This is a genomic window from Amycolatopsis orientalis DSM 43388 (genome assembly GCF_000411975.1).
In the GTDB taxonomy this organism is placed as follows: Bacteria; Actinomycetota; Actinomycetes; order Mycobacteriales; family Pseudonocardiaceae; genus Amycolatopsis; species Amycolatopsis orientalis_D.
The window spans coordinates 19349-43238 of sequence record NZ_ASXG01000045.1 but is presented as its reverse complement, the minus strand read 5'-3'; the positions used below and the strand labels follow the sequence as shown (position 1 = coordinate 43238).

Sequence of the window (23890 nt, the reverse complement as noted above, 5' to 3'; positions counted from 1 at the left end):
CCACGCAGTGGCGGCGCGGGGAGGTTTGTACTGGTCAGGTGAAGAGCCCGTCCCCCCAGTTGCCGGTCGGCGAGACGCCCGGCGGGATCGCGAAGTGCGCGGAACCGGTGTGCTGCAGGTACTCCATCATCGCGTCCTTCGACGACAGCACCTGCTGCATCGGGACGTACTGCTTGCGGGTGTCGCGATTGAACGCCAGGAAGAACAACCCCGCTTCGAGGTGTCCGACGCCGTCGGAGCCGTCGACGAAGTTGTAGCCGCGGCGCAGGATCTGCACGCCGTTGCGCGTCTGGCGCGAGGCCAGCCGGATGTGCGCGTCCTCGGGGATCAGCGGGGTCCCGCCCTCCCCGCCGACCTGCAGGTCGACCGGGTCGAACTCGCCGGTCTGCCCGAGCGGCGCCCCGGTGCCCTTGGTGCGCCCGACGATCTGCTCCTGCCCGGCGAGGGTTTCGCGGTCCCAGGTTTCGATGTGCATCCGGATCCGGCGTGCCACCAGGTACGTGCCGCCGGCCATCCACGCCTGTCCGTCGCCGGCCTGCGCCCACACCTGGTCGCGGAGCACGTCGGTGTCCTCGGCCTTGATGTTGTTGGTGCCGTCCTTGAACCCGAACAGGTTGCGCGGCGTCTGCTGCGAGCGCGACGTCGACGAGCTGCGCCCGAACCCGAGCTGCGACCAGCGCACCTCGGTGACGCCGAAGCCCAGCCGCACCAGGTTGCGCACCGCGTGCACCGCGACCTGCGGATCGTTCGCGCAGGCCTGGATGCAGAGGTCGCCGCCGCTGCGGGCCGGGTCGAGTTTGTCCTTCGGGAACGCCGGCAGGTCGATCAGCTGCGGCGGACGTTTCGCGGCGAGGCCGAACCGGTCGTCGAAGAGCGAGGGGCCGAAACCGATCGTCAGCGTCAGATCCGAGGCGGGCAGGTCGAGCGCCTCGCCGGTGTCGTCCGGCGGGGCCTGCGCGGAGCCGCCGAGCGCGCCGTTCGGGCCGACGTCCTGGCCCGCGGTCATCCGCCGGGCCGCGGCCGTCCAGGTGCGCAGCAGATCGCGCAGCTTGCTGACGTCCTTCGTGGTCACGTCGAGCGCGGCGAAGTGCAGGTGCTGCTGCGTCGGCGTGACGATCCCGGCCTGGTGCTCGCCGTGGAAGTCCACGGTGGACACCGCGGCGGAGGCCGGGGGGTCGCCGCCGAGCCGGTCGAAGCCGTACCCGGCCGCGGCTCCCGCGCCGGCCAGTGCGACGCCCGCGCCGGCGAGCCCGAACAGCTTCCGGCGGGAAACCTGCGTCCCCTCTTCGGTCACTTGGCCACGACCTCCGCGACCTTGCTGAGCGGCTCGCTCAGCGCGTCGACCGCCGAGGCGAACGCCTTGATCTGATCCTGGGAGAGTTCGTTGTAGTACTTGAAACCGTCGCCCGAGCGGGTCTTGTCCAGCAGCCCCTGCACGTTCGCGAACTCCTTGTCCAAAGTGGACACGAGAGCGGCGTCTCGCTCCTGGATGATCGGCCGCAGCGCGGCGATCGCGCCCTTGGAACCGTCGAGGTTCGCCTGGAAGTCCCACAGGTCGGTGTGCGAGAAGGTCTCCTCCTCGCCGGTGATCTTCTTCGTCGCGACCTCGTCGAGCAGGCCCTTCGCGCCGTTGGCCAGGTCGAGCACGCTCAGCTGCAGCGTCTTGGTCTTGGCGACCAGCGCCTTCACGTCGGTGAGCAGCTTGTCCGCGATCTGCGGGCTGTCCGGCTTCAGCCCGGTCGTCCACAGGTCCTTCTCCAGCCGGTGGAAACCGGTGAACTGCTGGCCCGGCTCGACATCGGCCTCGCGAGCGTCGATCGACGGGTCGAGGTCGCCGAACTTCTCCGCGACCGGCTCGATCCGCTCGTAGAACACGCGAGTGCGCGCGTACTCGGCCTTCGCCTCGTCGACCTTGCCCGCCTTGACCGCGGCGACGAACTTCGCGGTTTCGGTCTCCAGCGCCGAGCTGTTGTTCTCGACGTAGGTGGCGTAGCTCTTGGTGGCCGCGGTCTTTTGCGCGCTGGCGTTGCTCTGGCCCTGCGCGCCGCCGGTGACGGTGAAGTCGCCGCGGATGCCGTTGCCGGACATGCCCGGCTTGCACGCGGTCTGGTACTTGCCGGCGTCGGGAACCTCGACGATGAGCCGCCGGTTCAGCCCCGGCGCGATGTTCTCGACCTCGCCCATGATCCGGTCGCCCTCGGCGTAGAGGTAGAACTCGGTGACCTTGGTGCCCTTGTTGGCGATCTCGAAGGTCAGAGTGCCCGCGGACGCGGTCGTCGCCGACACCGAGCAGGCGGTGTCGGAAGCCTCGACCTTGATCGGCCCGCCCGCGGCCGCCCCCGAGGGACCGGACGCGGAATTCGTGCTGTCGCAGGCGGTCAGCGCGACGAGCGCGCCGAGGCCGGTCAGCATGGCCGTCGAGGTTTTGCGGAACTGGGGCACAGTCACTCCTTGGCGGCGGCCGGGGCGGCCGGAGCCGACTCGGTCTTGGTCTTGCGGGCGGGCTTGAGGAACAGCGGCAGCACGATCGCCACGTAGGCGACCCACGCGATCGCTTGCAGCACCGTGGTTTGCTGCGAATAGTTGAAGATCCCCTTGAGCAGCGCGCCGTACCAGGAGGTCTCCGGCAGCGCGCTCGACGCGTCGAAGGCGAGCGCGGTCAGTCCGGGAATGAACCCGGCCTCCTGCAGGTCGTGCAGGCCGTAGCCGAGGACGCCGGCGGCGACGAACACCAGCAGCACGCCGGTGATCGTGAAGAACTTGGCCAGGTTGAACCGCACCGCGCCGCGGTAGAGCAGGTAGGCGAGCACGATCGCGGCGGCGATCCCGATCACGAACCCGACCAGCGGCTGCAGGGTGTCGGACTGCGCGGTCTGCACGGCCGAGTAGAAGAACACGGCGGTTTCGAGCCCTTCGCGACCCACCGCGAGGAACGACAGCAGCAGCACCGCCGCCGGGCCGACCTTGAGCGCGTCCTCCATCTTGCCGCGCAGTTCGGCCGCGATGTGCCGGGAAGCCTTGCGCATCCAGAAGATCATCGCGGTGACGAACCCGACCGCGACGATGGAAAGGCTGCCGCCGAGCAGTTCCTGGTGCTCGAAACTCAGCTGCGCGGTGCTGTAGGTGAGGATCGCGCCGACGCCGACCGACAGCAGCACGGCCGCGCCGACCCCGGGCCACACGAACCGCAGCGCGTGCCGTCGTTCGGTCTTGACCAGGAAGGCGACCAGGATGCTGACCACGAGCGCGGCTTCGAGTCCTTCGCGCAGCCCGATGAGCGCGCTGGAAAACACCACTGTTCGGCCCTCCTTCGACTACCTGACCTGATGTTTTTAGGTAAGGCTTGCCTGTAAGTCCAGAGGGGAGTTCGCGAAACAAGCCCGGCGAAACGGGCAAAACGACGTTCCGTTGGGAGTTAGGTTAGGGTAACCGCAGGTCAGAGCGTCGCCATCGGGTTACGTAACGAATTGTGTGACCTGGGCTGCTTCGGCGTGGAGTTAACCATCCGCTTGCCATTCGCCCGGTCCAGCGTCCCCCTAGTGGGTTCATCAGTAACCTGTCCGAGTGGCCGATACCACTCAGCCGACCATCACGCCGTCTCCGGCGAGTCCGCCGCGCCGGTACCCGAGCCGCATCGCCTTCGCGCTGGGTTTGGTGCTGACCGGAGTCGTGCTGGTGGTGACCATCGGGATCCGGAACCCGAACCCGCCCGCTCCTCCCGCCGCGGCCGCTCCGCCGCCGGTTTCGGCCAAAACGGAACCGCGCCCGCAACCCGGCTCCGAAGCGCCGCGGGTCGGCTTGGCCGCGCCGCCGGACCGGCCGCTCGTGTCCGACCAAGCGGAACTGGACGCCTGGGCGACCCGCGTCGCCGGGAAGACGCGGCTGGACGCGCGAGTGCTCGCCGCGTACGGACGCGCGGAAATGTGGATGCAGCGGCAGAAACCGTCGTGCCACCTGTCGTGGGCGACGCTCGCCGCGATCGGGAACCTGGCGTTCGGAACGGAAAAACCCGGTCCGGACGGCACCATGACGGTGAACCCCGGCCCGGCGGAAGGCCCGGACACCGACGCCGGGAAACTCGACGGCGACCGCACGGCCGACCACCGCGTCGGCCCGCTGCGGATCATGCCCGCCGTCTGGCACAAGCACGCCCAACGAGCGAACGGCGACGGTAAAGCCGCGGATCCCCGCAACCTCGACGACGCGGCGTTCACTGCCGCCCGCTACCTCTGCTCCGGCGGCGACGACCTCGGCGTTCCGGCGGGCTGGTGGAAGGCGATGCTGCTCTACCACCCCGCGGTCAACTACGTGCAGGACGTCTTCACCGCCGCGGATTCTTACGCGGCGGAGAGCGTCGCGCCCTGAGTGGTGGGCTGATGGCGGCGGCGGCTGGGCCCGTTCATCGGATGGTTTCGCGCCCGGCCTTTGGCGATGGCGCGACCGGTGCTGTCCCGCTTCGGGTCCGGCGGCTCGGGTCTGCTTTCGGCTGGCGTGGGGACTCGGCCTGACCAGCCGTTCTGGCTTGGTTCGTTCAGCGGGCGGCTGAGCTGAAGCGCTCGGATGCCCGCAGTCAGTGGGTCGGCAGCGCGGTGCTCACTCGCACCGGCTTCTGCGGCACTGCTTCGGCGCGCACCGGCTGCTTGCGCGGCTGCACCGGGTGTCGTTCGTTCAGTTCGACGAGCACCGGCACCAGTGCCATCAGCACCAGCACGAGCAGCCCGGCGGTCGCTCCGAGCACGGTCAGCGCGGTCATGGCGGCCTCCTCTAATCGCTCTCTGTGATGACACCAAGGATCGCGCTTCGCCCGGGCTGCCCGGATCGGCCGACCGGCCGAGCCGGGGCGCCGGATGGCCAGGCTTCCCCGCTGCCCCGTTCACTTCAGAAGACGCGCCGGGACCGCGCTGGATCCGGCGGTTGCCCGCGAGTGCCTCCGCGGATGCCCGTTCGGGACCGGCGGCCTCAGTGGTCGCTGAGCGTGATCCTCGCCCTGACCTCGCTGATCGCCTCGAGATACTCCGGCACCGGGTTCATCGCCGAGGCCATCCGCAGTTGCGCGAGCGCCTCGGCCAAACGGCCGAGGCGCTGGAGGGTGCGGCCGAGCACGAACCGGGCGTAGTGATCGGTGGGGTCCAGCTCCAGCACGCGGGTGAAGGCGTGTTCGGCGCGGCGCAGCTGGGCGGAGTGGAAGTACGCGCGCCCGGCGAGCAGTTGCACGCTCGGCTTGTCCGGCTCGTCGGCGAGCAGGGGTTCGAGCTCTTTGAGCGCGTCGAGCGGGCGTCGCCTGGCGACCAGATGCTCGGCGTTGCGAAACCTGCGGAAGCGCGATTCGCCGTCGGGTTCGGGGGCTGCTGCGGCGTCCGTCATGGTCGCTTCACGATACCGGCGCGGAGGGCGTTGCACGACCGTCAGACGAGTCGTGATGGACTGTTCCGCCATGAGCAGCGATCAGGAACCCGATTACGTGGGACTGGCGCCGTACCTCTACTACAGCGATGCGACCGCCGCGCTCGCGTGGCTGACCAGGGTGTTCGGCTTCACCGAGGAAGTCCGTTTCGAGGACGGGGCCGGCGAGGTCTTCCAGGCGACGCTCCGCGCCGGCGACGCGCGCCTGCAGATCGCCGGGGTCGGTCCCGAATACTGGGAGGCCAAGGGCGTCGAAGGGCCGGTCGGGCAGTTGAACGTCGTGTACGTGACCGACGTCGACGCGCAGTACGAGCGCGTGTCCGCGGCGCTCGGCGAGGACGCCGCGCCGGAACCGCCGCAGGACCAGCCCTACGGCGCGCGGATCTTCACCGTGGCCGATCCCGGCGGCAACAGCTGGACGTTCTGGCAGCAGGTGACCGATCAGGTCGAGCTGCCGTCGGGGTGGCGCGAGGTCCGTCCGGAGGAGCAGGCCGCCGGCGAAGTGTCCGGCTGAGCCGGAGAACACGCAGGGGAACGGCCCGGCACCGGCCTGGCCTCCAACGGGTGAACCAGCTGGGCGGTTACTCTGGGCGGCGTCACCGCAGGCACGACCCACCAAGGAGCAGAGCGTGGCTCTCATCGAGCAGGTAGGCGCGCGCGAGATTCTCGATTCGCGCGGGAACCCGACCGTCGAGGTGGAGGTGGCGCTCGACGACGGCACTCTGGCTCGGGCCGCCGTGCCGTCCGGTGCGTCGACCGGCGAACACGAGGCGGTCGAGCTGCGCGACGGGGACACCGGCCGCTACAACGGCAAGGGCGTGGAGCGCGCGGTCGCCGCGGTGCTCGACGAGATCGGGCCGGACCTGGTCGGCGTCGACGCGGTCGACCAGCGGATCGTCGACCAGAAGCTGGTGGACCTCGACGGCACGCCGGCGAAGTCGCGGCTGGGCGCGAACGCGATCCTCGGGGTTTCGCTGGCCGTCGCGAAGGCCGCCGCGGAATCGTCCGAGCTGGAGCTGTTCCGGTACCTGGGCGGCCCGAACGCGCACGTGCTGCCGGTGCCGATGCTGAACATCCTCAACGGCGGCGCGCACGCCGACACCGACGTCGACATCCAGGAATTCATGATCGCGCCGATCGGCGCGGAGTCGTTCCGGGAGGCGCTGCGCTGGGGCACCGAGGTGTACCACGCGCTGAAGTCGGTGCTGAAGGGCCGCGGCCTGGCCACCGGTCTCGGCGACGAGGGCGGTTTCGCGCCCAGCCTCGCCAACAACCGCGAGGCGCTCGACCTGATCCTGGCCGCGATCGAGAAGGCCGGCTACGCGCCGGGCCGGGACGTCGCGCTCGCGCTGGACGTCGCCGCGACCGAGTTCTACTCCGACGGCGCCTACACCTTCGAGGGCTCGAAGCGCAGCGCCGAGCAGATGTCCGCGTACTACGGCGAACTGCTGCGCGACTACCCTCTGGTCTCCATCGAGGACCCGCTGAGCGAGGACGACTGGGACGGCTGGGTCCAGCTGACCGCCGAGATCGGCGACAAGGTCCAGCTCGTCGGCGACGACCTGTTCGTCACCAACCCGGACCGTCTCGAGGAGGGCATCACCCGCCGCGCGGCGAACGCGCTGCTGGTGAAGGTCAACCAGATCGGCACGCTGTCGGAGACGCTGGACGCGGTGTCGCTCGCCACCTCGTACGGCTACAAGTCGATGATGAGCCACCGGTCCGGCGAGACCGAGGACACCTTCATCGCCGACCTCGCGGTCGCCACCGGCGTCGGCCAGATCAAGACCGGCGCCCCGGCGCGCGGCGAGCGGATCGCGAAGTACAACCAGCTCCTGCGCATCGAGGAAACCCTCGCGGACGCCGCGCGCTACGCCGGCGACCTCGCCTTCCCGCGGTTCAGCGCGGAGGCCTGAGGGGCACATGGCCGACCGGGGGAGGGCGCGCAGCCGCCGCGGCGGCCGGGCAGCGGGAAGCGGGTCCAGCCGGGCCCGCCGTCCCGCTTCCGCCCGGCGCCGCACCGGCGCGGGCACGACGGAGACGACCAGGGCCCGCCTGCGCCGCGGCCTGGCGGCGAAACGCGCCTCCGGTGCGGCCAAGGTGCTCGGCATGTCGACCACCCGGCGCGCCGCCGTGGTGGCGATCGTGGTGTGCGCCCTGGCGTTCACCGTCGCGGTCCCGTTGCGCACCTACCTCTCCCAGCGCTCCGAGGTCCGCGACCAGGAAGCGCAGCTCGCCCAGCTCCAGCAGGAGGTCGCCCAGCTGCGCGACCGCAAAGCCCAGCTGAGCGACCCGGCCCAGATCGAGGCGGAAGCCCGCCGCCGGCTCCGGTACGTGAAGCCGGGCGAGACCCCGTGGATGGTCCAGCTGCCCGAGGACCAGCCTGGTTCGCCGACGGCCGCTCAGGCTGGGCAGCAGCCCGCCCCGCAGGCACCTTGGTACGAGAACCTCTGGGCGCAGGTTTCCGGGGGTTGAGGTTCCTGACCAGGCTTCGGTCGCTGGCTGGCTCGCGGGGTTGGGTGAGCTGGAGTGCGGGCTGGCTCCGGCTTCGGCTCCGGTGAATGTTTGTTGCCGGGCGAGGTTGGCTGCGGGCAGGGCCGGGTCGAACGTGGGTTGGCTTAGGCTCGCGCGCGGTCTATCGCCGGGTGACTTCATCGGTGAGGCGTGGCCAGGACTCGGGCGAAGCTGTCAGGGCCAGATCGACGTCCGGATAAGGTCGGTGGCGGGCGCGACCTGGTGCCGGTGATCTTTGGCGTTGGACCTTAGTCGTTCTCCTTTCTGCGGGGTAGCGCTCGGGGTCTGTCCGGATGAGGCTCTGCGGTCCTCGGGGGTTTCAGGGGCGGACGATGGATTTCTGGATCTGCGCGCGGAACCGGAAATCCGGATCATCGGGAAGCGTTCTGCGGGTTCGGTTTCAGGTGGCTTAGGCGTCCTTTCTGTTCGGCGGCGGGATTCCGTGGTCTTGGCTGCCTTCCACGCTAACCACATCGGCAGCGCGGCGGAGGCGGGTGCGGGCAGTTATCCACACGGTGCGCCGGTTGTGGACAACTCGGCCGTTTCGGCGGAGGTCGCGAGGGGGCGGCCGGACGGCGGCATTAGCCTGGGGAGCGTGAACAGCAGCACGGAGACACCCCGATTCGAGCCCGTCACCGATGCCGACCGGGAGGTCATCGCGCAGCAGCTCGGACGGCCGCCGCGGGCCTTGCGGGCCGTGGCCGCGCGGTGCCCCAGCGGGCATCCCTCGGTGGTCCAGACCAATCCGCGACTGGAGAACGGTACGCCGTTCCCGACGTTGTATTACTTGACCTGCCCGCGGTTGACGTCGATGGTCGGCACGCTGGAGGCGTCCGGCGTGATGAAGGAGATGACCGAACGGCTCACCACCGACCCGGACCTCGCGGCGGCTTACCAGCGCACGCACGAGACGTACCTGGCCGAGCGGGACGCCATCGAGTCTCTCGGCACGGAGGTGACCGCGGGCGGGATGCCTGGGCGGGTGAAGTGCCTGCACGTCCACCTCGCGCACACGCTCGCGGCCGGTCCCGGGGTGAACCCGTTCGGCGACGAAACGCTCGCGTGGGTCCGCGAACAGGGCTGGCCGACGGGCGACTGCGCCGGGTAACGCTCCGTTCTCGGACTCGGATAGGCACCACAGAGGCCGGTGCCCGCCAGAGTGGGCATGCTTCGCGGCGCGCACCAGAGCTTCACGCCGAGCAGGCGAGCCCGGGTGCACCGCCGGGCCCGCCGGGGAGGGGCGGAAAGTGCGGGTGCCACGCAGAGTTCGGCGGTCGGTGCGCGCTGAGGCGTCTCCTGCGGCGGACGGTCTGGGCGCGTCGGGAGTGGACGGTGCGGGTGAGCGGGCTGCTGGCGGTCCGGCGGGTGCTGGTGCGGATGTTGCTGGTGGTTCGGCTGGCGGCGCGGGCGGAAGTGCTGATGCGGTCGTGGATGGTGCGGGTGAGCGGACTGCCGGCGGTTCGGCGGGTGCTGGTGCGGATGTTGCGGGTGGCGCGGGTTGGGGTGCTGACGTAGTCGGTGGTGGGCCGGACGAGCGGATTGCCGGTGGTCCGGCTGGTGCGGGCGGGAGTGCTGACGTAGTCGGTGGCGAGCCAGACGGGCGGGTTGCCGGTGGTTCGGCGCGCGCTGGCGAGGATCTTGCTGGTAGTTCGGCTAGCGGCGCGGGTGGAAGTGCTGATGCGGTCGTGGATGGTGCGGGCGAGCGACTCCCTGGTCGTTCGGCGGGTGCTGGGGCGGAGGTTGCTGGCGGTGAGCTCCCGACTGACGGTGGCGGGAGTGCGGATGCCGTCGATGGCGGGGCGGGCAGCGCGGACGTTGGCGGGGACACAGTTGGAGACGGTGGCGGGGAGGCCGAGGTAAGCGCTGGTGGTGGAGCCGTCGGCAGTGAAGTTGCGGGCGAAGTCGCTGTCGACGGCGCGAGCGACGACAGCAGCGGCGAAGACGACAGCAGCGAAATAGCGCGCAAAGAGACCACCGAAAAAACCACCAAAGAAACCACCCAACCAGCGCCAGGCGGGGATTCCGAAATTGCCCCACCCCAGAGAACCCCAGCACTCATCGGTCCCCCGTCGGACAAGGCGCGCTGGGTTGGCCGGGTCCGGATTCGGGCTCGCCGCGGACGTTATCGCGCTCGGTGGGTGGCTTCGCGGCATCGGACGTTGGTTGCGGTGCTCGCCGGTGTCCTTGGGGTGCTTCCAGCGGCCGTCGGTGCGGGGACGGTCGCCGGGTGGGTCGGGCGGATGCCGGCGGTGCGCACGGCGTACGTCATGCCTGATCAGGGCTACGACCCGGGTATCCGCGGCGTCGCGGTCGACGGGCGGTTGCCGGACGCGCCCGCTCCGGTTCCGTTGCCTGCGTACGACCTTCCGGACGGGCCGCTGGGGATTCCGGCGACTGCGCTCGCCGCGTATCGGCATGCGGCGGGCGTGGTGGGGAAAGAGCAGCCGGAGTGTCATCTGGACTGGGCGCTCGTCGCGAGCATCGGGCGGATCGAGTCGGATCACGCGCGGGGCGGGTATGTCGACGCCGCGGGGACGACGATCCAGCCGATCCTCGGGCCTCAGCTCAACGGGACCAGCCCGTACGCGGCGATTCCGGACACCGACCATGGCGTGCTCGACCAGGATCCGGTGTGGGACCGGGCGGTGGGGCCGTTCCAGTTCGTCCCGGCGACCTGGCGGAGCTACGCGGCGGACGGCAACGGCGACGGCAAGGCGGACCCCAACAATCTCTTCGACTCCTCGCTCGCCGCGGCGCGTTATCTGTGCTCCGGCGGGCTCGATCTGGCCAATCCGGACCAGCTGCGCACGGCGATTTACCGCTACAACAACTCCGACGCTTACGTCACCACGGTCATCCTGTGGGCCGAGGCTTATCGCAAGGGTTTCGCGCAGGTGCCGGACAGTCCGGTGCCAGTCGGGGCCCCAGGGCCGACGAGGTCCAGTTCCGCGCCGCCGGCGAATCCGGGCGATCGGCCGAGGACGACCGAGTCGGCGTTGCCGCCGGTCTCTGCCGGCGGCCCGTCGGTGACGCCTACCGCGTTGCCGCCGCGAACCAGTTCGTCCGGGAGTCCGACTGAGACGCCGACCACCGGGTCCAGCAGCCCGACGTGCGGATCCGCCACCACAACCACCACAACCACCACGACCACGACTACCTCGACGACTCCGACCTGCACCCCGTCGAGCAGCTCGACGACCGCGGGCTGACCAGGCAGCTCCTCCGGTAGCCTCGATTACACCATTACAAACCCTCGCTACCGCAGGGGAGCCGATGAGTCTTCGTCAGTTCGAGTACGCCTTGGCGGTCGCCGAGGCGGGGTCGGTGACCGCGGCGGCGGAGGCGCTGCACGTCGCTCAGCCGTCCGTTTCGCAGCAGATCCGGGGGCTCGAGCGGGAACTCGGCGTGCAGCTCTTCTCCCGCACGCCCACCGGGCTGGTGCCCACCGTCGTGGGCCGGGCGTTTCTCCGGGACGCCGAGGTGGCGGTACGGGCGGCCCGGCGGGCGCAGGCGACCGCGCGGGCGGGTGCGGACGAGTTGGCCGGCGAGTTGTTCGTAGCGGCCCAGATGGGGCTGGGGACCCGGCAGCTGCCGGGGGCGTTGGCTGCGATGCGGCGGGAATACCCGCGGCTGGCGGTGACCGTTTTCGAGGAACCGAACCCGCTTGAGCTGGAGCAGCTCGCGCGGCGCGGGGTGCTGGATCTCGCGTTGCTCGGCTCGGCCTGCGACGAGGGGCTGTACGAGGGACACCACCTCGGCGACGAGGAGTTCGTGGTCGTCCTCGGGCCCAAGCATCGGTTGTTCAAGAAGGACCGGATCGGGCTGCGGGAGCTGGAAGAGGAGCAGTGGATCAGGTTCGACCCGGACAGCGCGCTCGACGGTTTCCTGACCGAAGTGTTGCGCGACAACGGGTTGAAGCCGACCGCGGTCGCGCGGGTGTCGCAGACCTCGACTGCGGTGCGCTGGGCCGCGCACGGGCTGGGAGTGACGCTCGTTCCGGCGTCGGCGGTGCCGGAAGGGCACGAGCACCTCGTCCGGCCGGTGTTCCCGGTCGTGTCCCAGCCCGTCGTCGCGGCGGTCCGGCCCGGGGCGGGGCCAGCGGAGATGGCGTTGCTCGAGTTTCTGCGGCAGGAGACGTGGGAGCAGCCGGTGTCTCCGGCCGCCTGAAGCTCAGAGCTGCGTGTCGCCGCCGTCCACGACCAGTTCGACGCCGGTGGTGAAGGTGGCGTCGAAGGCCAGGAACGCGACGGCGCGGGCGATCTCCTCCGGGGTGCCCAGCCGTTTCATCGGGTTCGCGGCGGCTCGTGCGGCCTTGAACTGCGCGGCCTCCGCGGCGGACATCCCGGCTTCGAGGATTTCCGTGTCGATCGGGCCGGGGCTGATCGCGTTGACCCGGACGCCGCGCGGGAGCAGTTCGGCAGCGAGCGTGCGGGCCATCGACCGCACGGCCGCTTTACCTGCCGAGTAGACGCTCGTTTCCGGCAGGCCCATGACGTTCGCGGTCGAGGTGGTCAGCACGACACCCGCTCCGGAGCGCAGCAGCGGCGCGAGCTTCTGCACGGTGAAGTACGCGCCCTTGACGTTGACCGCGAAGTCCTCGTCGAACTGCTCCTCGGTGACCGACTCGAACGGCGCTGTCCGGGCGGCTCCGGCGTTGACGAACAGGGCGTCGACCGGGCCGGGTACCTGGCCGGCCAGCGCGTCCAGGTCGGAGAGGGACGCCACATCGCCGCGGACAGCGGTTGCGTCGTTGCCGAGCTGAGCTAACGCAGCGTCGAGGCGCGATGGGGAACGGCCAGTGATGATTACGCGCGCTCCGCCGTCGGCGAACAATTTCGCGGTGGCGAAACCAATTCCAGCGCTGCCGCCGGTAATGACCGCGGTTTTGCCTTGATAACTGTTCATCGCGGGTATTCGCCTCCGTCGACGGCCAGGCCGCTTCCGGTCAGCCAGCTCGCCTGGTCGGACAGCAGGAACAGCACGGCGTCGGCGATGTCGTCGGGTTCGCCTTCGCGGCCCAGCGGGACCTCGGGGAAGTCGGCAGCGCTGGGCGACAGGCTCGCCCACTGCTCGCGCGTCGCCAAGCCGCCGGGGGTGGCGGTCCGGCCGGGGGACACGGTGTTGACGCGGACGCCGGACGGGGCGAGTTCGGCGGCCAGGCCCCGGCTGTACGCCTCCAGCGCCGTTTTCGCCGCCACATAGTGCAGGAATGGCGGGAACGGCGGCCGGACCGCGGCGGTGGAGATGTGCACGATCGCGCCTGACCGGCGGTCGGCCATACCCGGGGCCAGCAGCGCGTCCAGGCGGACCGCGGCCAGCAGGTTCACCGACAGCGCGTCCTGCCATTCGTCGTCGGGGATGGCCAGGCCGCTGGGGTGCGGACGCGCGCCTCCCGCGTTGTGGACCAGCAGGTCGACACCGCCGAGGATCTCCTGCGCGGCCGAGGCGACGATCTGGGCGCCAGCTGGCGTACGGACGTCGGCCTCGACGAAGGACGCTCCCGCCGGCACCGGGCTGGCCGTCCGGGCAGTGGTGAGCACGGTCGCGCCCGCGGCCAGCAATCGCGCCACGATCGCCGCGCCGATTCCGCGGGAACCGCCGGTGACCACCGCGCGCTTTCCCGCTATCCCGTAATCGGGCATGTCAATAAAACCTCTCGGTAAAAGGAGAAGAAAACCGCCGCGAAGCGAAATGCGGCGAACACGTCAACCGTAGAGCCGGAAAAGCGAGAAAGGCAAAGACCAAATGTCGCCGAGGGGGCATAGGACCTGCCTATGCCCGCCTCGCCTGCGAAGCGCCGGAGACCAAGTAAAGTCGGAGCCATGCCTCGGGTAGCTGCGATCGACTGTGGGACCAACTCCATCCGTCTGCTCGTCGCCGAGTTGACCCCGCGCCACGACGGCACGGTCGACCTGCGCGATCTGCACCGCGAGATGCGCATCGTGCGGCTCGGCCAGGGCGTCGACGCCACCGGCCGGCTCGCGCCGGAAGCGCTCGAGCGCACCCGTGCCGCGCTCGCGGACTACACCGTCGCCGCGCGGCGCAAGGGCGTCGAGAAGGTGCGCATGGTCGCCACCTCCGCGACCCGCGACGCGAGCAACCGCGACGAGTTCTTCGCGATGACCCGCGAAACGCTCGGCGTCGAGGCCGAGGTGATCAGCGGCGACGAGGAGGCCCGGCTGTCCTTCACCGGCGCGGTCGGCGAGCAGGACCCGGACGACGGGCCGTTCGTGGTCGTCGACGTCGGCGGCGGCTCGACCGAACTCGTCCTCGGCACCTGGAACGGCCGCGAGGCCGAGGTGCTCGCCGCGAAATCCGTCGACATCGGCTGCGTCCGGATCACCGAGCGCGCGCTGAAGGGCGACCCGCCGACCGCGGACGAAATCGCCGCCGCCCGCGAACTGGCGCGCGGCATCCTCGCCAAGGCGTTCGACGTCGTGGACGTCGCGAAGGCCCGCACCTGGATCGGCGTCGCCGGCACCGTGACCACGTTGTCCGCGGTTTCGCTCGGCCTGCCCGAGTACGACTCCGAGCGCGTGCACCTGTCAAAGCTGACGCACGGCCAGATCGACGACCTCGCCCGGCAGCTCCTCTCGGAAGACCGCGCGACCCGCGCCGGGAACCCGGTGATCCACCCCGGCCGGGTCGACGTGATCGGCGGCGGCGCGGTCGTCGTCCAGGTGCTCGCCGAGGAACTCGCCGCGCGCGGTGGTCCGGACCAGCTGGTGGTCAGCGAGCACGACATCCTGGACGGCATCGCCTTGTCGCTCGCCTGAACGCTCCGCAATGCCGAGGTAACCGGGTGCGCATCCCGCGCCCGGACCCGTACCAAAAGCACCAAAAGTCATCAAGCGCAGTTAGTTGTGAGCTGACCGGGTGATGAACGGTGTCGTTATTCAGGTGCAACCCGGCGATCCGGTTACGAAGGGCCAATTTAGCTAGCCTCCCTCTCGCTATTTGGACGCGAGAATCGGAGGGGACATGCGGGGTTCATCCAGGCTCTGGAGCGCGGCCGCGGTCGTGACAACCTTGTCACTGCTCCTGACCGCCTGTGGGGGCGGCGGATCCAGCAGCGGGTCGTCGGGGGAAGCGGATCCGAACGGGACCTTCACGGTCTACGGCACGGAACCGCAGAACACGCTGATCCCCACGAACACCAACGAACTCGGCGGTTCCAAAGCCGTCGACCCGATGTTCTCCGGTCTCGTCGCGTACAAGGGCGACAGCGGCGAGCCGTACAACTTGATGGCGGATTCGATCACCACGACCGACTCCAAGGTCTACGACATCAAGATCAAGCACGGCTGGAAGTTCCACGACGGCACCGAGGTCAAGGCGAAGAACTTCGTCGACGCCTGGAACTACGGGGCCAACTCGGCGAACGGCCAGATCAACAGCACGTTCTTCGAGAACATCCAGGGCTACTCCGACGTCCACCCGGACGACAAGGCGGCGAAGCCGGCCAAGGACAAGATGTCCGGCCTGGTCGTCAAGGGCGACTACGAGTTCCAGGTGACGCTGGACGCGCCGTTCTCCGTGTTCACGACCAAGATCGGCTACACCGCGTTCGCGCCGCTGCCGGATTCCTTCTTCAAGGACCCGGACGCCTTCGCGAAGCACCCGATCGGCAACGGCCCGATGAAGTTCGTCAGCCGCACGCCGAACGTGGACATCAAGCTGACCCGGTTCGACGACTACCAGGGCCCGGACAAGGTCAAGTTCAAGGACCTGGACGTCAAGATCTACGCCAGCCAGGAAACCGCCTACCAGGACCTGCTGAGCAACAAGCTCGACTTCATCGAGACGCTGCCGCCGTCCGCGCTCACCGCGGAGAAGTACAAGACCGACCTCAAGGACAACCTGGTCACCGGGCACCTGCTGGGCATCAGCACGATCGCGGTGCCGTACTACGTGCCGGGCTACAACAACCTGGACCTGCGCCGGGCGATCTCGATGGCGATCGACCGCGCGCAGATCACCAAGACGGTCATGCACGACACCTATGTGCCGGCGGACAGCTACGTGTCGCAGGGCATCGCGGGCTTCCGGCCGGGCGTGTGCGGCGAGTACTGCAAGTTCAATCCGGCGAAGGCCAAGGAACTCTTCGCGAAGTCCGGGTTCAAGGGCAAGCTCACCATCGCGTCGAACGCCGACGGCGGGCGCAAGGAACCGCTGGTGGCCGCGTGCAACAGCATCAAGAACACGCTCGGCGTCGAATGCGATTTCGTTCCGGCGACCGACTTCGGCCAGTGGCGCAGCATCGTGACCGGCCACAAACTGACCGGCATGGGCCGTTCCGACTGGTCCGCGGACTATCCGTCCATTGAGGACTTCCTCAACCCGCTGTACCGCACCGGGGCCTCGTCGAACGACTCGATGTACTCCAACCCGCAGGTCGACGCGATGCTGAAGCAGGCCGACTCGACGGCGGACAAGGACGCCGCGGTCAAGCTGTACCAGCAGGCCGAGGACTTGATCGCGAAGGACCTGCCCTCGATCCCGGTGTGGGACGAGAAGGGCGTCGCGGCCAAGTCGAAGCACACCAAGACCGTGGTCCTCGACTTCCGCCGCCGCGCGGACTACTCGTCGGTCGAGGTCCTCAAGAAGTGATGCGCTGACTCGTCCGTTCCCACCACGCGGCTCGAGAGTGTCCGCGCCGGCCACCAGCCAGGCGCGGGCACTCCGGGCCCGGCGCGCACTCTTAGGAACCACGCATGATTCGCTACGTCCTGCGTCGCCTGCTCCAGCTGATCCCGGTGTTCTTCGGCACCACCTTCCTGATCTACGCACTGGTGTGGGCCGTTCCCGGGGACCCGTTCTCCGGCAAATGCGGTCAGCAAGCCTGCCCGCAGGCCTATATCGACCTGATGACCGAGAAGTTCCACCTCAACGACAACCTGTTCGTCCAGTACTTCAAGTATCTCGGCAGCCTGTTCAGCGGCGACTGGGGCGAGACGTTCAACGGGTCCTCGGTAGGCGAGATGATCGCCACCTCCTACCCGATCACGTTGCGTCTGGCGCTCGTCGCGGTGCTCATCGAGGCGGTCATCGGCCTGACCGCCGGCGTGCTGACCGGCTTGCGCGGCAAGGGTTTCCTCGACAACCTGGTGCTGGTCTCGACCACGTTCCTGATCTCGCTGCCGGTGTTCGTCACCGCGATCGTGCTGCAGATCGTGCTCGGCGTGAACCTGGGCATCATCGACGCCAGCGTCTCGGACGACCCGAGCATCGGCGAGCTGATCGTGCCCGGCATCGCGCTCGGCAGCCTGTCGATGGCTTATGTCGCCAGGCTGACGAGAACGTCGATCGCGGAAAACCGGCACGCCGACTACATCCGCACCGCGATCGCGAAGGGCCAGCCCAACAGCCGCGTCATCGGCATTCACCTGCTGCGCAACTCGGTGATCCCGGTGCTGACCTTCCTCGGCACCGACCTCGGCGCGCTGATGGGCGGGGCGATCGTGACCGAGGGCGTGTTCAACATCAACGGTCTCGGCGGGCTGATCTTCCGCGGGCTCCAGAACCGGGAAAGCGCGACCGTCGTCGGCGTCGTCGTGCTGCTGGTGGTGGTGTATCTGCTGATGAGCCTGATCGTGGACCTGCTCTACGCCGTTCTCGACCCGAGGATCCGTTATGACTGACCCGAATCTCGTCGGCGGCGGCGGGGTCGACGCGGCACAGCTGTCGCATGTGGACAGCTCGGCCGACGCCGGCCCGAAGAAACCGCGCAGTCTGTGGGGCGACGCGTGGCGGCAGCTGCGCCGCAAGCCGACGTTCGTCATTTCCGCGTTGATCATCCTGCTGATCGTGCTGATCGCGATCGCGCCGGGACTGTTCTCGCACCGTCCCGCCGGGTACAGCGATCTGACGCACGCCAACGAAGGCCCGTCCGCGGACGCCTGGTTCGGTTACGACAACCAGGGCTACGACGTGTACGCGCGGACCATTTACGGGGCCCGGGCCTCGTTGCTGGTGGGCGTTTTCGCGACGCTTCTGACGGTCCTTTTCGGATCGTTGATCGGCATCGTCGCGGGCTACTACGGCCGGATCGTCGACAGCCTGCTGTCCCGGCTCGGCGACATCTTCGCCGGCCTTCCGTTCGTGCTCGGCGCGATCGTCATCCTCACCACGTTCAACGCGCCCGGCACGAATCCCGGGCAGGTCACCATCATCGTGCAGGTGGTGTGCTCGATCGCGGTGCTGACCTGGCCGGTGGCGATGCGCATCATGCGGTCCGCGACGCTGGTGGCCAAGCAACTGGACTACGTGAAGGCGGCCCGCGCGCTCGGCGCCAGCACGCCGCGGATCGTGTTCCGGCACCTGTTGCCGAACACGCTCGCGCCGGTGCTCGTGTACGCCACGATCGCGCTCGGCGCGGCCATCGGAGCCGAGGCGACACTGGCGTACCTCGGCATCGGCGTGCGGCCGCCGGTGGTGTCGTGGGGCGTCATGATCAGCGACGCCCGCGACTACTTCCGCGCGGTCCCGCACATGCTCCTGTTCCCCGGTGCGTTCGTCACCGTCACCGTGCTCGCGTTCGTGATGCTCGGCGACGGTATCCGCGACGCGCTCGACCCGAAGTCGAGGTAGCCGCAATGTCCACAGTGTCCAGTCCGCCTGGTCCGGCGGCGGAGAACGAGCTGCTGCTCGAGGTCGAGGACCTGCACGTGGAGTTCCGCACTTCCGACGGCGTGGCCAATGTGCTCAACGGCGTCGGCTATTCGGTGCACGCCGGGGAAACCCTTGCCGTGCTCGGCGAATCGGGCTCCGGCAAGAGCGTCACCGCGCAGACCGTGATGGGGATTCTCGACACTCCGCCGGGCGTGATCACCGGCGGGTCGATCCGTTACCGCGGCGAGGATCTGCTCACCGCGTCGGCGGACCGGCGGCGGGAGGTGCGCGGCGCGGAGATCGCGATGATCTTCCAGGACGCGCTTTCGGCGCTGAACCCCGTGTTCACCGTCGGGTTCCAGATCGAGGAACAACTGCGCGTCCGGTTGGGAATGTCCAGAAAGGACGCACGCAAGCGGGCGATCGAGCTGCTCGACCTCGTGCGGATCCCGGCGGCGGCGCGGCGGGTGAAGGATTACCCGCACCAGTTCTCCGGCGGGATGCGGCAGCGCGCGATGATCGCGATGTCGCTCGCGCTCGACCCGGACCTGCTCATCGCGGACGAGCCGACGACCGCGCTGGACGTGACCGTGCAGGCGCAGATCATGGACCTGCTCGCGGACATCCAGCGGGAACGGCGGATGGGGCTCGTGCTGATCACGCACGACCTCGGCGTGGTGGCGGAGGTCGCGGACCGGATCGCGGTGATGTACGCCGGGCGGATCGTGGAGCAGGCCGACGTGCGGGAATTGTTCAGCTCTCCCGGGCATCCCTACACCGCGGCGCTGATGGATTCGCTGCCGCGACTGGACCTCAAGGGACAGACCCTGGAAACGATCAAGGGGCTGCCGCCGAGCCTGCTCGACATTCCGCCCGGCTGCCCGTTCCACCCGCGCTGCAAACGGGCGGAGCAACGATGCCGCGACGAGCGGCCGTCCTCGCACGCGCTCGGGTTCGGCCGGGTCAGTGCGTGTCATTTCGCCGAGGAGGTGGTGGTGAGCCGTGGGTGAGCCGATTCTCCGCGTGCGCGACCTGGTCAAGCACTTCCCGGTGCGCACCGGGGTGCTGTTCAAGCGCACGATCGGGCAGGTGAAGGCCGTCGACGGCGTGTCCTTCGACCTGCGGCAGGGCGAAACGCTCGGCGTGGTCGGGGAATCCGGCTGCGGCAAGTCGACGCTCGCCCAGGTGCTGATGCGCCTGGAGGAGCCGACCAGCGGCAGCGCGACCTTCGAGGGCCGCGACCTGTTCCAGCTGCGCGGTGCGGAACTGCGGCGGATGCGCCGGGAAATCCAGATCGTGCTGCAGGACCCGTACACGTCGCTGAATCCGCGGATGACGGTCGGCGACATCGTCGGCGAGCCGTTCGAGATACACACCGACGTCGCGCCGAAGGGTTCGCGGGCGAAGAAGGTGCAGGAACTGCTGGAGGTGGTCGGGCTCAATCCCGAGCACGTGAACCGGTATCCGCACCAGTTCTCCGGCGGCCAGCGCCAGCGCATCGGCATCGCGCGGGCGCTCGCGTTGCGGCCCAAGGTGATCATCTGCGACGAACCGGTGTCCGCTTTGGACGTTTCGATCCAGGCGCAGGTGATGAACCTGCTCGGGGAACTCCAAGGCGAGTTCGGACTGTCCTATGTGTTCATCGCGCACGACCTTTCGGTGGTGCGGCATCTGTCCACCCGGGTCGCGGTGATGTATTTGGGCAAGATCGTCGAAGTGGGCACCGAGGACGAGATTTACGAGCGACCGTCGCATCCCTACACGCAGGCGTTGCTGTCGGCCGTTCCGGTGGCGGACCCGGCGGTGCGCGGGCAGCGGCAGGTGATCCGGCTGGAAGGCGACGTGCCGAGCCCGATCGATCCGCCGTCGGGCTGCCGGTTCCGGACGCGGTGCTGGAAGGCCGCGGACATCTGCGCGACGGAGGCGCCGAAACTGGAACCGCGCACGGACGGGCATCTGTCGGCTTGTCACTTCGCCGAGGTGAAGTCCGTGGTTCCGTAACGAGCGATTCCTCCGGTTTGCCGATTGCCGCACGCAGTGTCCGCTATGTACGTTGCATTGTCGGTTTTCCTGAGGAGGACTCGTGAAAAGACCAAGATTGCTCGCAGTGGCCCTCGCGCTGCCATTGTTCGGCGCGGTGTCCGGCGTCGCCGTTCCGGCGGCGTCGGCCCAACCGGCCGGGCCGGTAACGGAATTCAACGTCCTGGCGCGCGACGGCGAGAGCGTGGCTGCCGCGCAGAAGGCGGTGCGTGACGCCGGCGGCACGGTCGTCGAGACCAACACCGCCGTCGGGCTGATCACCGCCACCGCTCCCGCTTCCGGCTTCGCTGAGCGGGTTTCCGCCAACCGCGCGGTATTCGGCGCGGCCAAGGCGAAAGCGATCGGCAGCGCGCCGAAGGAGGGCAAGAGGGAAAAGCCGGACGCGGTCGAGAAGGAAGGCCGCGGCAGTGTGTCGCACAAGGCCGCGGCGAACAAACCGGTCGGCACCGACCCGCTGGACGACCAGCTCTGGGGCCTCAAATCGACCCGCTCCGACCTCGCGCGCACCAAGCAGGCGGGCGACAAGCGGGTCAAGGTCGGCATCATCGACACCGGCGTCGACGGCAGTCACCCGGACATCGCACCGAACTTCGACAAGGCCGATTCGCGCAACTTCACCAAGGACATCGTCGCGGACGTCAACGGCACCGTGGTCGACGGCCCCTGCGAGTTCCGCGGCTGCGTCGACCCGGTGGACCACGACGACAACGGGCACGGCACGCACGTCGCCGGCACGATCGCCGCGGCGGCCAACGGATTCGGCGTCTCCGGGGTGGCGCCGAACGTGACGCTGGTGAACGTCCGGGCCGGACAGGATTCCGGGTACTTCTTCCTGCAGCCGACGGTCGACGCCCTGACCTATTCCGGCGACGCGGGTCTCGACGTCGTCAACATGAGCTTCTATGTGGACCCGTGGCTGTACAACTGCCGGTCCAATCCGGCGGACTCCGCTGCGGAGCAAGCAGAGCAGCGCACGATCATCGAAGCGACCACGCGCGCGTTGAACTACGCGCACCGCAAGGGCGTGACGATGGTGGTCGCGCTCGGCAATCAGCACGACGAACTGGCCGCACCGCACGACGACGTCACGAGCCCGGACTATCCGGCGAACGGAACGCACCCGCGCAAGATCGACAATTCCTCGTGCTTCTCGCTGCCAGTCGAAGGCCCGCACACCATCGGGGTCGGCTCGTTCGGCCCGTCGCAGGCGAAGGCGGACTACTCGAACTACGGCACCGAGCAGATCTCTGTTTCCGCGCCTGGCGGGTATTTCCGGGACGGCTACGGCACGCCGTGGTACCGGACGGTCGAGAATGAGATCCTCTCCACGTACCCGCGAAACGTCGGCGTGGCGGCCGGAAACATCGACGCGGCAGGGAATGTCACCCCGGCGGGTGTCGCGCTCGGCATCCAGAAGGCTACGGCGGCGGACGGCCGGGTCGGCTACTACCAGTGGCTGCAAGGGACTTCGATGGCCACTCCGCATGCGACCGGGGTCGCGGCGCTGATCATTTCCCAGTACGGCAAGAAGACCGGGAATTCGATCTCGATGGATCCGGACGCGGTGCAGCGGGTGCTGGAAGGCACGGCCGCGCCGATCGCGTGCCCGGTGCCGCGGACGGTCGACTACTTGAAGGAGGGCCGGGACGCTTCGTTCACGGCTACCTGTGTGGGAGACACGTCGTTCAACGGGTTCTACGGACATGGGGCGGTGGACGCCTATTCCGCGGTGACGCGGGGTTCGGCGTTCCTGCGCTGAACGAGCGGGAGCACGAATGGTGGTGAGTGCCTGTCGCGGCAAGAACCGCGACAGGCACTCGCCAGATCAGCGGTTGGACGCCTTCTTCACGAACTTGCCCAGGTCCTTCGACTGCTGCACCCGCGACGGTTCGTGCACGTACATCATGTGCCCGGCCGGGTAGTAGGCCGTTTCGATGTTGTCCCGCAGCTCCTCCGGAATCTTCAGCTGCGAGAGCACGTACTCGGACGCGTAGTACGCCGTCGCGCCGTCGTAGTGTCCGAACGCGACGTGGACCTGCAGGTGCGGGTTCGCCCGCATCGCCGCGCTCAACGTGTCCACAACGGACACCGAACGGCCCTCGAACTCCTTGTAGGACCAGGCCTTGAACACCTCGGTCGACAGGATCTCGTACGGCAGGTCGTTCTCGTAACCGAGCTCGGCGCGCACGTAGTGGTTGAACCCGGCCGAGTAGGCGCCGATGATCCGCGACACCGAGGGGTCGTCGCTCATGTGCTCGACGCCGCCGTCCGGCTCCCAGGTGGTGAACCGGCCGTCCATCCGGCCGACGGTCTTGCCCTGGTCGCGCAGCAGTTCGGTGAAGAACCGGACGTGCTCGATCCGCAGGTTGACGCGGTCCACATAGGACTCGCTGAGCCCGGTGAGCGACGCCAGCGTCTGCACCGCCTCGGTACGGTCCTGAGTGGACAGCCGCGCGCCGCGGGAAAGCGCCCACGGCAGTTCCTTCGAGGCGAAGTCCTCGGCGTCGGCGAGCACGTCGTCGAGCGGTCGTTCGCCGTGCCTGCCGTGGTAGTGCGCGATCGCCGCGTACGTGGGCAGGAACAGCGAGTACGGCAGGTCGTTGCCCTCGTGGAACCGCAGCGTGCCGAGGTCCAGAACGGACGAGATGAGCATCAGGCCGTTGAGGTACAGGCCGTAGCGCTCCTGCAGGTGCCCGGCCAGCGCGGCCGCGCGCAGCGTGCCGTACGACTCGCCGGCCAGGAACTTCGGCGACAACCAGCGCTGGTTGCGCGAAACCCACAGCCGGATGATCTCCGCGACCGATTCGACGTCGCCCTGGAAACCGGTGTACGGCTGGGATTCGCCGCCCTCGGTCACCCGCGAATAGCCGGTCTGGACCGGGTCGATGAACACCAGGTCGCTGTGCGCGAGCAGGCTTTCCGGGTTGTCCTCGAGCCCGTACGGCGGCGGCACCGGGTCGTTGACGTCGCCGGACAGCACCCGGCGCGGTCCGAGCAGGCCCATGTGGAGCCAGATGCTGGAGGAACCGGGGCCGCCGTTGAAGGCGAAGGTGACCGGTCGCGTGCCGGGGTCGGCGTCGTCGAGGGTGTAGGCGGTGAGGAAAACCTCGGCCTTGGCCTGGTGGCCTTCGGACTTGCCGTCCTTCTTGACCTCTTGGCGGAGCACGATCCGGCCGGTCTGGGCGGTGTAGGCGAGCTTGCGCCGCTTGACGGTGAGCGTGTGCTGCGTCGTGACGAGGTCGTCGACGGGCTCCGCCGCCTTCGTCTCCTCGCCCTTGGTCTTCTCGGCGGTCTCGTCCGCGGTGGTGTCGGCCATGGCCCC

23 protein-coding genes are annotated in these 23890 nt (G+C 68.9%); 14 read left to right on the top strand and 9 right to left on the bottom strand.

Going from position 1 to position 23890, the window contains the following annotated elements:
- Positions 1-34 precede the first annotated feature (34 nt).
- From efeB to efeU, 3 genes are read right to left on the bottom strand one after another with little or no spacing between them, the layout of a single operon-like run.
- Positions 35-1294, bottom strand: coding sequence for an iron uptake transporter deferrochelatase/peroxidase subunit (gene efeB / locus L942_RS07910; protein WP_037357024.1), 1260 nt, complete (start codon positions 1292-1294; stop codon positions 35-37).
- Positions 1291-2412 carry an iron uptake system protein EfeO gene (gene efeO / locus L942_RS07905; RefSeq protein WP_200862743.1) on the bottom strand — a complete coding sequence of 374 codons (1122 nt, stop codon included), beginning with the start codon at positions 2410-2412 and terminating at the stop codon, positions 1291-1293. The genes efeB and efeO overlap by 4 nt, the downstream gene beginning before the upstream one ends.
- A gap of 32 nt (positions 2413-2444) precedes the next feature.
- Positions 2445-3296, bottom strand: coding sequence for an iron uptake transporter permease EfeU (efeU, locus tag L942_RS07900; RefSeq protein WP_037357019.1), 852 nt, complete (start codon positions 3294-3296; stop codon positions 2445-2447).
- Positions 3297-3564: 268 nt separating this feature from the next.
- On the opposite strand from efeU, the gene L942_RS07895 reads away from it, so the two are divergent.
- Complete coding sequence (locus L942_RS07895; RefSeq protein ID WP_106964826.1) at positions 3565-4365, top strand: murein transglycosylase; 801 nt, start codon at positions 3565-3567, stop codon at positions 4363-4365.
- Between the two features lie 205 nt (positions 4366-4570).
- Here the strand turns inward: L942_RS07895 and L942_RS07890 are convergent, their stop codons facing one another.
- Positions 4571-4753 carry a hypothetical protein gene (locus L942_RS07890; RefSeq protein WP_037357011.1) on the bottom strand — a complete coding sequence of 61 codons (183 nt, stop codon included), beginning with the start codon at positions 4751-4753 and terminating at the stop codon, positions 4571-4573.
- 206 nt (positions 4754-4959) lie between these two features.
- Positions 4960-5364 carry a tetratricopeptide repeat protein gene (locus L942_RS07885; protein ID WP_037357009.1) on the bottom strand — a complete coding sequence of 135 codons (405 nt, stop codon included), beginning with the start codon at positions 5362-5364 and terminating at the stop codon, positions 4960-4962.
- A 70-nt stretch (positions 5365-5434) separates the two neighbouring features.
- On the opposite strand from L942_RS07885, the gene L942_RS07880 reads away from it, so the two are divergent.
- The 4 genes from L942_RS07880 (at position 5435) to L942_RS07865 (ending at position 9025) form a co-directional block, all read left to right on the top strand.
- Positions 5435-5917 (top strand): VOC family protein, encoded by a 483-nt coding sequence (locus L942_RS07880; protein WP_037357189.1) that lies wholly within the window; start codon positions 5435-5437, stop codon positions 5915-5917.
- A 115-nt stretch (positions 5918-6032) separates the two neighbouring features.
- A complete protein-coding gene (gene eno / locus L942_RS07875; RefSeq protein WP_037357006.1) occupies positions 6033-7319 on the top strand; it encodes a phosphopyruvate hydratase in 1287 nt (428 codons plus the stop codon).
- 193 nt (positions 7320-7512) lie between these two features.
- The gene (locus tag L942_RS07870; RefSeq protein ID WP_081654986.1) at positions 7513-7878 is read left to right on the top strand and encodes an FtsB family cell division protein; all 366 of its coding nucleotides are present in this window, start codon (positions 7513-7515) and stop codon (positions 7876-7878) included.
- A gap of 625 nt (positions 7879-8503) precedes the next feature.
- Entirely contained in the window at positions 8504-9025 is a 522-nt protein-coding gene (locus tag L942_RS07865) for a DUF501 domain-containing protein (protein ID WP_200862742.1), read from the top strand.
- An 82-nt stretch (positions 9026-9107) separates the two neighbouring features.
- Here the strand turns inward: L942_RS07865 and L942_RS44175 are convergent, their stop codons facing one another.
- Entirely contained in the window at positions 9108-9920 is an 813-nt protein-coding gene (locus L942_RS44175) for a hypothetical protein (RefSeq protein WP_158684439.1), read from the bottom strand.
- Between the two features lie 264 nt (positions 9921-10184).
- Here L942_RS44175 and L942_RS07855 point away from each other — a divergent pair, with 264 nt between their 5' ends.
- Complete coding sequence (locus L942_RS07855; protein WP_235078959.1) at positions 10185-11126, top strand: lytic transglycosylase domain-containing protein; 942 nt, start codon at positions 10185-10187, stop codon at positions 11124-11126.
- A 64-nt stretch (positions 11127-11190) separates the two neighbouring features.
- Positions 11191-12084, top strand: coding sequence for a LysR family transcriptional regulator (locus L942_RS07850; RefSeq protein ID WP_037356994.1), 894 nt, complete (start codon positions 11191-11193; stop codon positions 12082-12084).
- Positions 12085-12087: 3 nt separating this feature from the next.
- Here the strand turns inward: L942_RS07850 and L942_RS07845 are convergent, their stop codons facing one another.
- Together L942_RS07845 and L942_RS07840 are read right to left on the bottom strand one after the other, a co-directional pair.
- Entirely contained in the window at positions 12088-12822 is a 735-nt protein-coding gene (locus tag L942_RS07845) for an SDR family oxidoreductase (RefSeq protein WP_037356991.1), read from the bottom strand.
- Positions 12819-13559: an oxidoreductase gene (locus tag L942_RS07840; RefSeq protein WP_037356988.1), complete on the bottom strand. Its 741-nt coding sequence runs from the start codon at positions 13557-13559 to the stop codon at positions 12819-12821. The genes L942_RS07845 and L942_RS07840 overlap by 4 nt, the downstream gene beginning before the upstream one ends.
- A gap of 180 nt (positions 13560-13739) precedes the next feature.
- Here L942_RS07840 and L942_RS07835 point away from each other — a divergent pair, with 180 nt between their 5' ends.
- The 7 genes from L942_RS07835 (at position 13740) to L942_RS07805 (ending at position 22327) form a co-directional block, all read left to right on the top strand.
- The gene (locus L942_RS07835) at positions 13740-14693 is read left to right on the top strand and encodes a Ppx/GppA phosphatase family protein (RefSeq protein ID WP_037356985.1); all 954 of its coding nucleotides are present in this window, start codon (positions 13740-13742) and stop codon (positions 14691-14693) included.
- A 205-nt stretch (positions 14694-14898) separates the two neighbouring features.
- Entirely contained in the window at positions 14899-16527 is a 1629-nt protein-coding gene (locus tag L942_RS07830) for a peptide ABC transporter substrate-binding protein (protein WP_200862737.1), read from the top strand.
- A 104-nt stretch (positions 16528-16631) separates the two neighbouring features.
- Positions 16632-17558 (top strand): ABC transporter permease, encoded by a 927-nt coding sequence (locus L942_RS07825; RefSeq protein ID WP_037356982.1) that lies wholly within the window; start codon positions 16632-16634, stop codon positions 17556-17558.
- Positions 17551-18507 (top strand): ABC transporter permease, encoded by a 957-nt coding sequence (locus L942_RS07820; protein ID WP_037356979.1) that lies wholly within the window; start codon positions 17551-17553, stop codon positions 18505-18507. The genes L942_RS07825 and L942_RS07820 overlap by 8 nt, the downstream gene beginning before the upstream one ends.
- Before the next feature lie 5 nt (positions 18508-18512).
- On the top strand, positions 18513-19538 hold the full coding sequence (locus tag L942_RS07815) for an ABC transporter ATP-binding protein (protein WP_037356976.1): 1026 nt from the start codon (positions 18513-18515) through the stop codon (positions 19536-19538).
- Entirely contained in the window at positions 19531-20529 is a 999-nt protein-coding gene (locus tag L942_RS07810) for an ABC transporter ATP-binding protein (protein WP_037356973.1), read from the top strand. The genes L942_RS07815 and L942_RS07810 overlap by 8 nt, the downstream gene beginning before the upstream one ends.
- 82 nt (positions 20530-20611) lie before the next feature.
- Entirely contained in the window at positions 20612-22327 is a 1716-nt protein-coding gene (locus L942_RS07805) for a S8 family serine peptidase (RefSeq protein ID WP_037356970.1), read from the top strand.
- Positions 22328-22393: 66 nt separating this feature from the next.
- Here the strand turns inward: L942_RS07805 and L942_RS07800 are convergent, their stop codons facing one another.
- A complete protein-coding gene (locus tag L942_RS07800; protein WP_037356967.1) occupies positions 22394-23884 on the bottom strand; it encodes a S10 family peptidase in 1491 nt (496 codons plus the stop codon).
- Positions 23885-23890 lie beyond the last annotated feature (6 nt).

Coding starts and splice junctions, on each gene's coding strand:
- efeO (WP_200862743.1), bottom strand. CDS start 2,412: ATGCTGACCGGCCTCGGCGCGCTCGTCGCGCTGACCGCCTGCGACAGC.
- L942_RS07890 (WP_037357011.1), bottom strand. CDS start 4,753: ATGACCGCGCTGACCGTGCTCGGAGCGACCGCCGGGCTGCTCGTGCTG.
- L942_RS07885 (WP_037357009.1), bottom strand. CDS start 5,364: ATGACGGACGCCGCAGCAGCCCCCGAACCCGACGGCGAATCGCGCTTC.
- L942_RS07880 (WP_037357189.1), top strand. CDS start 5,435: ATGAGCAGCGATCAGGAACCCGATTACGTGGGACTGGCGCCGTACCTC.
- L942_RS07870 (WP_081654986.1), top strand. CDS start 7,513: ATGTCGACCACCCGGCGCGCCGCCGTGGTGGCGATCGTGGTGTGCGCC.
- L942_RS07855 (WP_235078959.1), top strand. CDS start 10,185: ATGCCTGATCAGGGCTACGACCCGGGTATCCGCGGCGTCGCGGTCGAC.
- L942_RS07850 (WP_037356994.1), top strand. CDS start 11,191: ATGAGTCTTCGTCAGTTCGAGTACGCCTTGGCGGTCGCCGAGGCGGGG.
- L942_RS07845 (WP_037356991.1), bottom strand. CDS start 12,822: ATGAACAGTTATCAAGGCAAAACCGCGGTCATTACCGGCGGCAGCGCT.
- L942_RS07840 (WP_037356988.1), bottom strand. CDS start 13,559: ATGCCCGATTACGGGATAGCGGGAAAGCGCGCGGTGGTCACCGGCGGT.
- L942_RS07835 (WP_037356985.1), top strand. CDS start 13,740: ATGCCTCGGGTAGCTGCGATCGACTGTGGGACCAACTCCATCCGTCTG.
- L942_RS07830 (WP_200862737.1), top strand. CDS start 14,899: ATGCGGGGTTCATCCAGGCTCTGGAGCGCGGCCGCGGTCGTGACAACC.
- L942_RS07825 (WP_037356982.1), top strand. CDS start 16,632: ATGATTCGCTACGTCCTGCGTCGCCTGCTCCAGCTGATCCCGGTGTTC.
- L942_RS07820 (WP_037356979.1), top strand. CDS start 17,551: ATGACTGACCCGAATCTCGTCGGCGGCGGCGGGGTCGACGCGGCACAG.
- L942_RS07815 (WP_037356976.1), top strand. CDS start 18,513: ATGTCCACAGTGTCCAGTCCGCCTGGTCCGGCGGCGGAGAACGAGCTG.
- L942_RS07800 (WP_037356967.1), bottom strand. CDS start 23,884: ATGGCCGACACCACCGCGGACGAGACCGCCGAGAAGACCAAGGGCGAG.